General features: G+C 42.0%; 12 protein-coding genes. 6 read left to right on the top strand and 6 right to left on the bottom strand.

Annotated elements, in window-relative coordinates; translation table 11 throughout:
• Positions 1–380 precede the first annotated feature (380 nt).
• On the top strand, positions 381–2,702 hold the full coding sequence (locus tag CYCPU_RS0100255; RefSeq protein WP_198003959.1) for a penicillin-binding protein 1A: 2,322 nt from the start codon (positions 381–383) through the stop codon (positions 2,700–2,702).
• A 75-nt stretch (positions 2,703–2,777) separates the two neighbouring features.
• Here the strand turns inward: CYCPU_RS0100255 and CYCPU_RS0100250 are convergent, their stop codons facing one another.
• From CYCPU_RS0100250 to rpmE, 3 genes are all read right to left on the bottom strand, one after another.
• Positions 2,778–4,070 carry a citrate synthase gene (locus tag CYCPU_RS0100250; protein ID WP_015004863.1) on the bottom strand — a complete coding sequence of 431 codons (1,293 nt, stop codon included), beginning with the start codon at positions 4,068–4,070 and terminating at the stop codon, positions 2,778–2,780.
• A gap of 95 nt (positions 4,071–4,165) precedes the next feature.
• Positions 4,166–5,617, bottom strand: coding sequence for a M48 family metalloprotease (locus CYCPU_RS0100245; RefSeq protein WP_020161604.1), 1,452 nt, complete (start codon positions 5,615–5,617; stop codon positions 4,166–4,168).
• An 81-nt stretch (positions 5,618–5,698) separates the two neighbouring features.
• Positions 5,699–5,905 carry a 50S ribosomal protein L31 gene (rpmE, locus tag CYCPU_RS0100240; RefSeq protein ID WP_015004861.1) on the bottom strand — a complete coding sequence of 69 codons (207 nt, stop codon included), beginning with the start codon at positions 5,903–5,905 and terminating at the stop codon, positions 5,699–5,701.
• Between the two features lie 148 nt (positions 5,906–6,053).
• Here rpmE and CYCPU_RS0100235 point away from each other — a divergent pair, with 148 nt between their 5' ends.
• Both CYCPU_RS0100235 and CYCPU_RS0100230 read left to right on the top strand, forming a co-directional pair.
• Complete coding sequence (locus tag CYCPU_RS0100235) at positions 6,054–6,830, top strand: exodeoxyribonuclease III (protein ID WP_020161603.1); 777 nt, start codon at positions 6,054–6,056, stop codon at positions 6,828–6,830.
• Positions 6,831–6,832: 2 nt separating this feature from the next.
• Complete coding sequence (locus tag CYCPU_RS0100230) at positions 6,833–8,380, top strand: AmpG family muropeptide MFS transporter (protein ID WP_020161602.1); 1,548 nt, start codon at positions 6,833–6,835, stop codon at positions 8,378–8,380.
• Between the two features lie 39 nt (positions 8,381–8,419).
• Here the strand turns inward: CYCPU_RS0100230 and CYCPU_RS0100225 are convergent, their stop codons facing one another.
• Genes CYCPU_RS0100225 through metX form a run of 3 tightly spaced genes read right to left on the bottom strand, consistent with a single transcriptional unit; the run spans position 8,420 to position 10,600 of the window.
• Positions 8,420–8,860, bottom strand: a complete 441-nt coding sequence (locus tag CYCPU_RS0100225; protein WP_016390268.1) for a DUF4426 domain-containing protein — start codon at positions 8,858–8,860, stop codon at positions 8,420–8,422.
• Positions 8,850–9,464 (bottom strand): methionine biosynthesis protein MetW, encoded by a 615-nt coding sequence (gene metW, locus CYCPU_RS0100220; RefSeq protein WP_015004857.1) that lies wholly within the window; start codon positions 9,462–9,464, stop codon positions 8,850–8,852. Before metW ends, CYCPU_RS0100225 begins: the two co-directional genes overlap by 11 nt.
• A complete protein-coding gene (gene metX, locus CYCPU_RS0100215) occupies positions 9,461–10,600 on the bottom strand; it encodes a homoserine O-succinyltransferase MetX (RefSeq protein WP_015004856.1) in 1,140 nt (379 codons plus the stop codon). Before metX ends, metW begins: the two co-directional genes overlap by 4 nt.
• Before the next feature lie 114 nt (positions 10,601–10,714).
• On the opposite strand from metX, the gene CYCPU_RS0100210 reads away from it, so the two are divergent.
• From CYCPU_RS0100210 to CYCPU_RS0100200, 3 genes are all read left to right on the top strand, one after another.
• Entirely contained in the window at positions 10,715–12,358 is a 1,644-nt protein-coding gene (locus tag CYCPU_RS0100210) for a nitrite/sulfite reductase (protein WP_016390267.1), read from the top strand.
• A complete protein-coding gene (locus CYCPU_RS0100205; protein ID WP_015004854.1) occupies positions 12,345–12,797 on the top strand; it encodes a DUF934 domain-containing protein in 453 nt (150 codons plus the stop codon). Before CYCPU_RS0100210 ends, CYCPU_RS0100205 begins: the two co-directional genes overlap by 14 nt.
• Positions 12,798–12,981: 184 nt before the next feature.
• A complete protein-coding gene (locus tag CYCPU_RS0100200) occupies positions 12,982–14,472 on the top strand; it encodes a choice-of-anchor I family protein (RefSeq protein WP_016390266.1) in 1,491 nt (496 codons plus the stop codon).
• Positions 14,473–14,510 lie beyond the last annotated feature (38 nt).

Here is a 14,510-nt window from a genome sequence, read left to right as displayed (position 1 = left end):
AACTCTCAATAATTTAAATACAACTAAACAACAAAATCAAGCATAAAATCAATAACTAACAACGTTTTCTTTGAGTATAGCCTTACTTTTAGATATATGTGTTTTCATTTTAAAAAAAAACCATTAAGCCACGGTTAATGTGATTTTCTTCATAATGCTAATACAATAGTACACCATTACTTAATCCACCCCCTACTTTTGCAGCTAAAAACGGAATGAATCAACAGCACAGCTCTTCATCACTTTTTAAAAAAGTCAGCATATCTATTTTTTTGATAGGTGTGATTTTTATTGGTGCCCTCGGTTTATACATCAAGTTTTCAATAATACCTGACCTCCCTGATGTCAATCTCTTAAAAAATATCCAGCTCCAAACCCCTATGAGCATCTACAGCCGAGATGGCTTACTCATTGCTAAATTTGGTGAAAAAAAACGCATTCCTACACGTTACGAAGACATTCCAGCGACCCAAATCAATGCCTTTCTTGCCGCTGAAGATAAAGACTTCTTTCAACACTCAGGTGTCGATTTTATTGGGCTTCTGCGTGCCACAGGCCAGCTTCTATTAACTGGCGAGAAGAAACAAGGAGGCAGCACCATTACCATGCAGGTCGCCAGAAATTTCTTTCTCACGAAGAAAAAAACGTATTCGAGAAAAATACGTGAAATCCTCTTATCTTTTATTATTGAAAGAGAGCTAAGCAAACAAGACATTCTAACGCTTTATCTAAATAAAATTTACCTTGGCCATCGCTCGTACGGTATAGCAGCAGCCGCTCAAGTGTATTATGACTCAACACTTTCAGATCTCTCTTTAGCCCAGCAAGCAATGATTGCTGGGCTTCCAAAGGCACCTTCCGCCTTCAACCCAATCTCCAACCCAGACAGAGCGCTCCTTCGCCGTAACTATGTTCTTAACCGATTACTAAGTCTTAACTACATTAGTCAACCGGAGTTTAATGCCGCCATTGCCGAACCTATTACCGCTCGCTTACATTCTGCTTCTGTGGAACTTGAAGCACCTTATGTTGCAGAAATGGTGCGCAATGAAGTTTATGAAATATATGGTGATGAAATTTATACCAACGGCATGCATGTTATCACCACTCTCGACAGCACTCACCAAAATGCTGCCAATCATGCCGTTAGAAAGGCCTTACACGCCTATGATCGGCGCCACGGGTATCGCGGTATTTTAGACCATATTGACTTAGATAATATCGACACCAACGACTTAGATTTAAGTCCTTTATCATCGTATAAAAAAATTGGTGAAACAGAACCCGCCATTGTGACCGCTTTAACGGACAAGAGCGTTACTGCCATCACCTCAGATAAAGTACTAGTCGAAATTACTTGGGAAAACCTGAAATGGGCATGGCCATATATCAACGAAAATAAGCAAGGCAAAAAGCCAACCTCAGCCGCTGAAATTTTGGCTGTTGGTGATATTATCCGGGTTCGTCAGCAACCTAATACTGATATTTTTGAGCTTGCCCAAGTGCCTAACGTTTCTGGCGCGCTCGTTTCAATTAACCCAAACGATGGTGCTCTCACTTCTCTTGTTGGGGGCTATGATTATTACTCCAGTAAATTTAACCGTGCCTTTCAATCTCAACGCCAACCGGGGTCTGGCTTCAAACCTATTTTATACTCCGCTGCCCTATCTAAAGGCTATACAACGGCTACGTTGATTAATGATGCTCCTGTCGTTTTTGATGATGCAGGCCTCGAACAGCAATGGCGACCAGAAAATTATAGCGGCAAGTTCTTTGGCCCTACCCGTTTACGTGAAGCGCTTATTCACTCAAGAAACCTAGTCTCAATAAGAATTCTACGGGACATCGGCACAAAATATGTACGAAACTTTGCCGGACGTTTTGGCTTTAACCCCTCTTCACTACCAAACAACCTCTCCTTGTCCCTTGGTAGCGGTAGCGCTAACCCATACAAAATGGCAACCGCTTATTCTGTCTTTGCTAATGGCGGCTTCAGTGTAAGCCCTTATTTTATCCAACAAATTACTTCTGCCTCTGGCGAAATACTCTTCCAAGCTAATCCAGCTGTCGCCATCATCGACAAGCAAGAAACGCCACAAAGCAAAAATCTACTTGCCGACTCAGCAGTGACAACGCCGCTAATAACGCCTACGCTATTAGATAACAACACACCCATTGACCCCATCGTTGAACCTCCTATTAGAAAAGCTCCTCGTGTTATTTCCCCACAACTTCACTTTCTTATTAATTCTTTATTAAGGGATGTTGTCAACCGAGGAACCGGGAGAAAAGCCCTTTCTTTAGGTCGCTCAGACCTAGCAGGTAAAACGGGCACGACCAATGATCAAAGGGATGCTTGGTTCAATGGATTCAACCCTTCATTGGTTGCCGTTGCTTGGGTTGGCCTTGATAACGGCAAACCATTAGGCAATAGAGAAACAGGTGGCCGCGCCGCCTTACCTATTTGGATTGACTTTATGAGGGAGGCACTTAAAAACACACCTAATATCCCCCTCTCACAGCCCGATGGCATTGTTGGATTATTAATTGACTCTGAGACAGGGTTAAAAACAAACCCTTCAAACCCAAAAGCTATTTTTGAATATTTCCGAGAAGAAAATACACCGCCAGCTGATAATAAAAATAATGAATTCAGTAACTCGTCCCTAGGAAAACAACCCTCCATCGAAGAGTTATTCTAAAACACGCGATCTAACTACCAAAAAAAACGCACTTTTAAGTGCGTTTTTTGTAGCAATTATTAAACGTTACGGCTATTAACGTTCATCCAGTGACACATAATCACGTTTTGGAGAACCTTTGTATAGCTGACGTGGACGACCAATTCTACCTTTTGGATCAGCCATCATTTCTAACCAATGTGACACCCAACCAGATGTTCTAGCAAGTGCAAACATCACCGTGAACATACTGACAGGAATACCAAGTGCCTTATAAATAACACCCGAATAAAAATCAACATTTGGATACAACTTACGCTCAACAAAATACTCATCTTTCAATGCAATTTCTTCAAGCTTCATTGCTAATTCAAACATCGGATCTTGCGTGCCCGTCTCTTCAAGCACCTCGTAGCATACCTTTCTAATAATCGTTGCTCTAGGATCAAAATTCTTATATACACGATGCCCAAAACCCATGAGTTTAAATGGGTCATTCTTATCTTTGGCTTTTTCTAAGAATTTAGGAATATTTTCCACACTGCCAATTTCGTCCAGCATTGTCAGCACCCCTTCATTAGCACCACCATGGGCAGGCCCCCATAACGCTGCAATACCCGCTGAAATACAAGCAAATGGGTTTGCACCTGTACTGCCTACCAACCTAACTGTTGAAGTACTCGCATTTTGCTCATGGTCAGCATGCAAAATAAACAATAGATTCAGGGCTTTTGCTGCAATCGGGCTAACGACATAATCCTCACAAGGGACTGAAAACATCATGTACAGTAAGTTTTCACAATAATCTAAATCATTACGCGGGTAGACAATTGGCTCACCGATTGAGTGCTTATAACAAGCCGCAGCAATCGTAGGTAATTTAGAAATCAGCCTGTGCGCCGAAACCATCAAGTGCTCTTCATCATTCATGTTTAAACCATCATGATAAAAAGCCGCTAACGACCCTACCACACCCATCATCATAGACATAGGATGAGCATCATGACGAAAACCATCAAAGAACTTTTTCAACGACTCGTTAATCATCGTATGACGGCGAATAATATTACTGAAAGTTGCAAACTCTTCCGCATTTGGCAATTCACCATGAATTAACAAATACGCTGTCTCGATATAGTTACTATTTTCAGCCAACTGCTCAATGGGGTAGCCGCGATGCAACAACACGCCTTTATCGCCATCAATAAACGTAATTTCACTTTCACAACTTGCCGTTGTTCCAAAACTAGGATCGTGTGTGAAGTACCCTAGTTCACCCGGTATCCCTTTAACATCAATGGTTGAATTACCAAGCGTACCCTCAAGTAATGGCAGCTCTACACTTTTCCCAGTTGTATTATCTGTTAGCGTTAAATTTTTTGACGACATCTATAACTCCCTATCTATAAATAGTGCTATCTCACTACTTACGCGCAATAAAAACATGCACTCATTAAAAATAATTTGAAAACTTACTCATGATTTTAACGAACTATCTTAATCAGGTCACCTAGTTTGGGCTCACGATTCGGAAAAAGATCATTCAAAAGCCTCAGTTGGTCTTCTACATGGTGAGTGATCGGCGAGTTTTTAGCCAGCAGCTTTATACTTTTATTATGTTGGCCAACCTTCACTAACACCACCTTTAACTCTTTTGCGACTTTTCTATCTTTAGCATTCAACCTTGAAAAGCTTTTAATGCTCGTAAGCACTTGCTTATCAACCTCTACAAATCTATCAGCTCGTTTTGTTGTCGCAAAAAAGACAAACGCCCTTAAGCCATCAAATACCACGGCTATTCGAACCTTGCCTTGCCCATATGGTGTTTTACCGTTAACTATCGCCTGATAGCCAGCTAACTGACCCACTGAAAAAGGCTTTTCACTGAGTGTTTTTGTTATTCCTAAGCGAGTTCTTAGAAACTCCTTAGGGGTTATTTTTTTATTTAAATCTTCTAACGTTAATTGCATCAACGCATCGTTGTTAGGGGTTGATGCAGCAATTGCGTTCGGCTTGTTCAAAATAAGCCACTGACTAGGAAACGTCAGTTTAAAATTCATCTCAGGGTGATAAAAGTGACGCCCACGAATGATTCCATCTTTCTCGCTGTCGCCAAATGTTAAGCTCTCTATTTTTTTTAAAAACGTAGTGTCTTGACCAGTCGTTCCTGAAACAACTGATGAAGCCCCTGCTCCACTTAACACTTGTTGCAAACGGGTATCATTATCGGGGTGGGTTGAAAACACACCGTGATAAGCTCGTGGCTCACGGCCTTGCTCAATAGCTAGTTTTTTATCGAACAACTCTTGATTCTTTAACGTTGAGATGACTTGTCGCATGGCAGAGGCACGATACCCCGCATTAATCAGGTACTGAACCCCTAAACCGTCCGCTTCTAACTCGTGTTCACGCCCATAACCTCTGACTATGCCCGTGCCTAACATATTCGTTAATTGTCCAGCCCCCTGCACCCCAGATGCAGCCGCAATAAGGCTTCCAATGATATTTGTTGTCGTTGCTAGGCTATGCTGACGAACAGAGTGTCTCGCTGTGACATGACCTAATTCATGACCCAACACGGCAGCCAACTCAGCCTCACTATTAAGGTACACCAATAAACCTCGAGTAATATAAATATAGCCGCCGGGTAATGCAAAAGCGTTGACTTGAGTGCTATCTAATAAGGTAAATCGGTAAATTAAGCTTTGTCGATGGCTAACACGTGCAACCCGATCACCCACCGATTGCACATACTGCTGAAGCTCTGGGTCATCATAGCGACGATATGCCTTCATTACTTGCTGACTATGCTGCCGACCTAAGGCCAGTTCTTCTTGCTCTGACATTAAGACAAAGTCACGCTCTCCGGTTACTGGGTTAACCGAGCAGCCAACACAGAGTAATACGATTATGACAATACTATAACGACTTACCATGCCTCCTCCCTAAAACACTTAAGCAAAAAAAATGCTACCTATAAGGTAGCATTTTTTTCAACTATACGCTTTAGCGTCAACTTATCCACGCTGATAACGTTTATTAAACTTATCAACACGGCCAGCCGTATCAACAATACGCTGTTTACCGGTATAAAATGGATGACACTCTGAACAAGATTCAATATGCAGTTCAGACTTACTGAGTGTTGAACTAGTTTTAAAAGCATTCCCGCAACTACAAGTAACGGCTACTTCGTTATATTCTGGGTGTGTATCTGGTTTCATAGTATTCTCTAAAAATCTGTGGCAGGACAGTACTGTCCTTAAGCTTGGTCGCGCATCATACGAAAAATGTTAGCTTTTAGCAAGTCCTTTCATTGTTACCTTTGTTCGGTATGATGTCTAATTTTATTAATTGTTCAGAAAACCCCTCATGAAAATTGTTTCAATCAATATTAACGGCATTCGCGCTGGCGAAAGAAAAGGCTTTTTTAACTGGGTACAACAACTCGATGCTGATGTACTGTGCTTACAAGAAATAAAGGCCCAAGAAGATCAACTAACTGCCGATACCTTCTGGCCCGCTAATTACCATTGTTTCTACCATCCTGCCGAAAAGAAAGGTTACAGCGGCGTCGCCATTTTTTCCAAACAAAAGCCTGACAATGTAACTAAAGGTATTGGTTGGGAAGACTTTGATGCCGAGGGTCGCTTTATTGAAGCCGCCTTTGGCAACCTAAGGGTATCATCTATTTACATGCCATCGGGGTCCTCAAAAGAATCCCGCCAAGCCTTTAAGTACGACTTAATGGATCGATTAATGCCCGTTCTACAAGAAAAACAAAAAGATGGCAAACAACATATTATTTGTGGGGACTGGAATATTGCACATAAAAAAATAGACATTAAGAACTGGCGCGGCAATCAAAAAAACTCTGGTTTTTTACCCGAAGAGCGCGCCTGGCTAGACGAGCTATTTGGCAAAGAAGGCTGGGGTGATGCCTTTCGCCTTGTGAACCAAGAAGCCGAACAATATACATGGTGGTCCAACCGAGGACAGGCGTGGGCCAATAACACTGGCTGGCGGATAGATTACCAAGTTATTTCAGAAAACTTAAAAAATACGGTTGCCAATGCATCCATCTATAAAGATGAGCGGTTTTCTGACCATGCCCCCTTGATTGTTGATTACGACATCCCTACAGCCTAATTATGCCGATCTCTATCGCCCAAGGAAGTTGGCTAGGCTCTATTCGTGCCTTCTGCCAACCACCCGTCATAGCGATGCTATTTTTAGGCCTGTCTGCAGGCATTCCACTCCTATTAATTTTTTCTTCATTAGGCTTATGGCTGCGCGAAGCTGGCATTGAGCGTGCTACTGTTACTTATTTTAGTTGGGCTGCTTTGGGCTATTCTTTTAAGTTTGTTTGGGCACCCTTGGTTGATAAATTACCACTGCCTTTTTTAACTACTTGGCTCGGCTATCGACGAAGCTGGATTTTATTCTCACAGCTGATGATTATCATCTCGATTTGCTTGATGGCGTTCATAGATCCGCACCAAGATGACCTAGTTCTCATGGCTTTTGCCGCTATTTTGCTCGGTTTCTCTTCAGCGACGCAAGATATTGTTATTGATGCTTATCGCATTGAATCAGCCGAGAGCAGCCTACAGGCGCTGATGTCATCTAGCTACATTGCCGGCTATCGGATTGGCATGATTGTTTCTGGTGCTGGCGCGTTATTGCTAGCCAACCACTTAGGGTCCAGTATAGACAGCTACAACTATAGTGCATGGCAGTGGACCTACCTATGTATGGCCAGCATCATGTTGATTGGCGTTATCACAACACTTTTGATATCTGAGCCCCGTCAAAAAATTCACTCCAATTTTTTCCACGACACCCGTGAGCATGTCCAGCTATTAACGCTTTTCACCTTGGCTGTTACGGGTTTTATTACTGTTTATTTTTTTAGCGCCGATACGGCAAACCAACTCAAAGCAGAGCTGACCTCGCTTTTCTCAAACAGACCCCTAGCCAGTGTTTTAGTCGAATTCTTCCGCCTTGGACTGGCACTGGCAGGTGCAAGCCTTGTCACCCGCCTGCTGATATCAAGTGGGCTTATTTCTTATACACTGGTCACCAAAACTTACATAGAACCCGTTAAAGACTTTTTCTCACGTTATGGTTATTCAGTTGCTTGGCTGCTACTGGCTTTGGTTGGCTTGTATCGAATATCTGATATTGTTCTAGGCGTCATTTCAAACATCTTTTATCAAGACCTTGGCTTCAGTAAGCCCGAGATCGCGAGCGTGGTAAAAACATTCGGACTACTGATGACTCTTCTGGGTGGTTTTATTGGCGGCTTACTTGTTTTACGTTTCGGCGTGATACGAATTTTGTTTATCGGCGCCTTACTGTCTGCACTGACTAACTTGCTCTTTATGCTGTTAGCACAAATAGGTCACAATATGCCTATGCTTTACCTTGTGATTTCTGCTGATAATTTGTCTGCTGGTCTTGCTAGCGCTGCCTTCATTGCTTTTTTATCGAGCCTCACCAATGTTTCATTCACCGCCGTACAGTACGCCATTTTTAGTTCTTTGATGACCTTGCTCCCCAAAATATTAGGTGGCTACTCTGGTTCGATGGTTGAATTATTTGGCTATGAACAATTTTTCCTAATCACCGCGTTAATGGGGGTCCCTGTCCTTGTGCTGATCAGTTGGATTAATAAACACATTAAACTAAACGTTTAAAGGGACGTAAAAAACTACGGCACCTTGATGAATAGCTGGCTAATCAACATAAAACTGTTGTTTAAAACTCAATTCCAGCGGTTTTATTACACCTTTTGGTTTTAGGCTGATATTAAATGTCACCACTTCTTTGTTCGACACTCTAAACTCACTCAAATAATAAATAGCCTTTCCTTCCGCTACTCTTCTTGATTCAAGAGTCTTTAACTGACCCGCACGATTAACGGCCGTTACTTTAACGTCTGCATTAACTGCTTGAGGCAACTGGCCCGGGTGGGGCTTCTTTTGAACCGACAGGTTTAACACCCCTTTATAACGGCTCCGCAAAATGCCATAAGCCGTAGCCATTTGTGGCGGCAAGGTATCAGCAGTAAACGCGTTGTAATACACAATATAGTCACCAAAATCGTAAGCATTTTCTGCTGTACTCAATGTTGGGCATAACAATAAAAGTAATAAAAAGTATTTTTTAAATCGCATCTTTTTTTCCATCAAGTTGATAGAGTGCCACTTCGCCAAATAAATTAGGCCATAGCTTCATTAATGTACTTGGTCGATGATCATAATCCATGATCCCTTTTTTAGAAATCACCATTGAACGTTGATGACAAAACTGTTCAAAATCACTCACCGTACATAAATGTATGTTTTTTGTATCGTACCATTCAGCCGGTAAAGCCTTAGAAACGGGCATCCGCCCTTTCAGGGAAAGGTAAAGGCGACAGCGCCATAAACCAAAGTTTGGGAACGTCACTATACTTTTTCGTCCTACCCGCAGCATTTCCTCCAGTGTTTTATCTGGTCGATGCAGCGCCTGTAATGCTTGAGTCATAATCACGTAATCAAATGATCCATCAGCAAAATCAGTTAAACCTGCATCCAAGTCTGTCTGAATAATATTGACGTTCTTTTTTAAACAACTCAAGACATTCTGTTGGTCTATTTCTACCCCATAGCCCGTCACCTGCCGATTTCTTTGCAACCAATCGAGTAACGCACCATCACCACAACCTAAATCTAGCACCCTAGAGCCCGGCTCTACCCAATCGCAAATTTTTTCTAGTTCGGGTCTAAGTTCACTCACGGCGACACCTCAATATTTCGCATATAGGCACCAAATGCATCGAGATAGTCGTCATTGTGCACTAAAAATGCATCATGCCCATAATTCGACTCAAACTCTAAGTAGCTAACATCTCGACCCGCCTCGGTTAATGCACTGACAATCTCTTTTGAACGAGCAGGTGAAAAACGCCAATCTGTAGTAAACGAGGCTAAAAAGAATTTTGCTTGAACTTTCTCAAATACAGCAGATAAATCGCCCCCCTCTTTTTCAGCAGGGTCAAAATAATCTAACGCCTTGGTCATTAATAAATAAGTGTTCGCATCGAAACGGTTAGCAAAAGATTCTCCTTGATATCGCAAATAGCTTTCTACTTGAAACTCAACACCGTAATCATATTTAAGTTGATCGTTTTTTAGTTCTCGACCAAATTTATCACCCATTGCATCATCAGATAAATAGGTTATATGCCCCAACATTCTTGCGACCTTTAAACCATTAGCCGGCACCGTATTATGATCATAATAACGACCGCCGTGAAAATCAGCGTCACTCATAATAGCCTGTCTCGCGACCGCATTGAAGGCGATATTTTGTGCTGATAATTTAGGGGCAGACGCAATGACGATGGCATGGCGTATCATATCTGGAAATTGAATCGCCCATTGCAACGCCTGCATACCTCCTAAACTGCCGCCCGCTACAGCGGCCCATTGACTGATACCGAGCTTATCTGCCAGTCTTTTTTGATAGTTAACCCAATCAACAACGGTCACTATTGGAAAGTCTTGACCGTAAGCTTGCGAGGTTTTCGGGTCAATACTTCGCGGCCCTGTTGAACCACTGCAGTGGCCCAAATTACAGGGCGAGACCACAAAAAACCGGTTCGTATCAATTGCTTTTCCCGGCCCTATGCATATATCCCACCAGCCTGGCTTTGAGTCACCTTCATGATGATACCCAGCTGCATGATGATCTGCCGATAAGGCATGGCAAATTAGAACCGCATTATCTGCTGCCGAATTTAACCTGCCATAGGTTTCATAAACAATATCGTATTGCTCAATGAGCCTACCACTCTCCAACGATAACGGCTCGTCAAAGTGAAGGGTTTGTGGCTCAACAATACCCACTGAATTTGTTTTAATATTAGACAATTTATTCTTTTAAGTTATAATAATATCAGTTAATATTATTTTTAATTATATCAAAAACCCTTTATATTCACCGGCCTAGTATGAATTTACTGCGCCTTAAGCGACGATAATAACATGTACCTGTATAACGAATTTGATCAAACTCTTGTCAACGAACGCGTTGAACAATTTCGCGATCAAACAAAGCGGTTCTTAAATGGCGATCTAACGGAAGAACAATTTCGCCCCTTACGCCTTATGAATGGTTTATACATTCAAACACATGCGCCAATGTTGCGCATCAATATACCGTACGGCTTATTATCAAGTAAACAGCTTCGCATGCTTGCCCACGTTTCTCATAAGTATGACAAAGACTACGGACACTTTACGACTCGCCAAAACATTCAGTTTAATTGGCCAGAGCTAAAACGGGTGCCCGATATTCTTGCTGACTTAGCAAGCGTGCAAATGCACTCTATTCAAAGTAGTGGCAATTGCATCCGAAACACGACTGCAGACCCACTAGCTGGCGTTTGTGCAGATGAAATTGAAGACCCAAGACCCTATTGCGAAATAATTCGTCAATGGTCAACTTTACACCCAGAGTTTTCATACCTGCCACGCAAATTTAAAATTGCCGTAAGCGGGTCGCCAAAAGATCGTGCCGCTACACAAGTACACGATATTGGTCTACATCTTAAAAAAGATGCTGATGGCAACATCGGTTTTGAAGTCTTAGTTGGTGGAGGACTTGGGCGCACCCCCGTTATTGGTCAAACAATTAACAACTTTATTGCTGAAAAAGACCTCTTGTCCTACCTTGAAGCGATTCTTCGCGTTTATAACCGCTTTGGCCGCAGAGATAATAAATACAAAGCCCGTATTAAAATACTCGTTCGCGAAACAGGCTTAGATACTTTTAAAGAACAGGTCGAAGCAGAATGGGCTTCCATCCGAGACAGTCAATTAACGCTAACCGACGATAACATTCAACGTGTAAAACGTTACTTCACACCACTAAATTACGAAACAGCTAACGATGAGGCTTTAGAGCAACACTTGGCTAATAGCGGTGCTTTTCGTCAGTGGTTTCAACAAAATACTAAAGCGCACAAACAATCCGGTTACCGTATTGCCTTTGTTTCGCTTAAATCACCAAAGCGTCCGCCGGGCGATGTAACCAAACAGCAAATGGAACTCATCGCCGATTTGGCTGACCAATATAGTTTTGGCCAGATCAGAACCACTCACGACCAAAACCTTGCATTAACCGATGTAAAATCCAGTGATTTATATGCCCTTTGGCAGCAATTAGCCGAGCATGACCTTGCAACAGCAAATATTGGCACGATTACCGATATGATTTGCTGCCCCGGTCTCGATTTTTGTAGCTTAGCAAATGCCAGCTCTATTGATATCGCACAAGGTATTACTGACCGTTTTACTGACAGCGCCATTGACGCTGGCAATATCAGCCTCAAAATGTCTGGTTGCATGAATGGCTGTGGCCACCATAGCATCGGTGAAATTGGTATTTTGGGTGTCGATAAAAAAGGCGAGCAATGGTATCAATTAACTCTAGGTGGTTCCGATAGCCATCAAAGTAAATTAGGGGACAGGCTTGGAAAAGCCATTGCCAAAGATGGTGTAGTAGATGCTATTGACGACATTGTTCAGGTCTATAAAGCCAACAGAATAGATGATGAAAACTTTGCAAGCACACTGCAACGCATCGGATTACAACCGTTTAAGGATAAAGTGTATGACGCTCATTAAAAACAACGAAATCGTTCAAGACCGTTGGACCAAGCTAGACGAAGAGCAAGCTCTACAAGCAGACTATAACATCATCGATCTTGCCTATTGGAATGCCAATAAAGATTCCTTAATCGCTAGCAAAGGACATCTTGGCTTATGGGTTCAAGGCGATGAAAGTGCAGAACAATTTGCAGATGACTTACAATACTTTGAGCTTATCGCTATACACTTTCCAACATTTGTTGACGGTCGTGGTTACTCACTAGCGAAAATATTACGTGAAAAGCACCATTACACCAAAGAAATCAGAGCCGTTGGTGATGTCCTACCCGATCAGGCTCTTTATTTAACACGTGTAGGATTCGATACACTTGAATTCTCAACTAAAGAAGCTGGTTCGCTTGCCTTAGAAAAATTAAATGAGTTTAGCGTTTTCTATCAGGCTGCTACCAACTAGCAGCCTTGCCCTTATCGTTATTTTTATCAAAATAACGACAAAATACGCAAAAAAACATATTACACCACTAGCTCGCTTCTTAGCTCCCTTGCCAGGCTGTAACTAAAACACCCCCTAACCGTCACACAAGCGTCATAACCTGTTGGTACATTTGATGTCCCGTTTCAATGCATAAGGACATCCAATGGATTCACTAATAAAGCTCACTCTCGGCGTCAGCTTAACGCTTGGCATATCATTCTCTACACTTTCTTTTGCTGATATTAATATCGTTAAAAAAGGTCAATATACCGAGGAATGTGGCGGCGAAGAAAGTTGCACCGAGATTTCAGCTTTTAGTCCTGTGTCGAATAGGATTTACACCACCAATGCCGAAGAGAATGAACTCAAAATTCTTAATGTAGATAGTAACGGCTGGCTCTCCGAGCACAGCACTCTGACTTTGATTGGTGGCGGCCCAAACAGTGTTACTACCTACGGGAATTGGGTTGCTGTAGCCGTAGAGGCTGTCAATAAACAAGATGATGGCAACGTTCTTATCTATGACCTTGAAGGAAATTTACAGCGGATCATAAAAGCTGGCGCATTACCCGACATGCTGACATTTACCCCGAACGGTAAATTTTTAATTGTTGCTAACGAAGGAGAGCCTGACGATGAGTATAAAAATGACCCTGAAGGTACGGTAACTGTTATCAATACAAACACTTGGATGCCTGCAACGGCTGATTTTAATACGTTTAACAGTACTAAATTAAAAAACGTGCGTATTTTTGGCCCAGATGCGTCAATTGCCCAAGACCTAGAACCTGAATATATTACTGTTTCAGCCGACTCCAGTACGGCTTGGATTAGCCTGCAAGAAAACAATGCTTTAGCAAAACTAGACATTGCGTCAGCGACTATCACCGATATTTATGGCTTAGGTTACAAAAAACATCAACAAAATAAAAATGCCTTTGATGCCAGCAACAAAGATAATGCAATAAACATTCAAACATGGCCAACATACGGCATGTATCAACCCGATGCTATTGCAAGTTTCGAGTATAAAGGTTCAACTTTCATTTTATCTGCCAATGAGGGCGATGCTAGAGACTATGACGGTTACAGCGAAGAAGTGCGTGTTGAAGACCTAATATTAAACCCTGACGCATTCGAAAATGCTAGAGAGCTTCAACAAATAGAGAACCTGGGGCGATTAAAAACCACCACTGCCAATGGCGATATAAACAATGATGGGGCACATGAAAAGATTTACTCTTATGGCGCACGCTCTTTTTCTATCTGGGATGAAAAAGGGTCTCGAATCTATGACTCTGGGTCTGACTTTGAACGCTTCTTAGCCACCTATGCTGATAACAACGTTGATAATGAACCATGGGAAGAAGGACGTAGTGACGACAAGGGGCCTGAACCTGAATCTATTACTACCGGTGAGCTACGCGGTAAAATTTATGCCTTTATTGGCTTAGAAAGAGCTAATGGTATTTTTATATATGACATCTCTAATCCGCGCAAACCAAAGCCTGCCGGTTATATCAACATTGAGAAGCAAGGTGACATTGGACCAGAAGGGTTAATTTTTATTAAAAAAACTGAGTCTCATGGTTGGCTAATTGTTACTAATGAGATTAGTAACACGATTAGTATTTACGAAATAAGCATTGATTAACACAATGCTTTGTTAAAAAGTCCCTGCTGGTTTTATCA

The organism is Cycloclasticus pugetii PS-1, assembly GCF_000384415.1.
In the GTDB taxonomy this organism is placed as follows: domain Bacteria; phylum Pseudomonadota; class Gammaproteobacteria; order Methylococcales; family Cycloclasticaceae; genus Cycloclasticus; species Cycloclasticus pugetii.
Note: the sequence above shows the minus strand (reverse complement) of the source record. Positions and strands in the feature narration are given on the sequence as shown.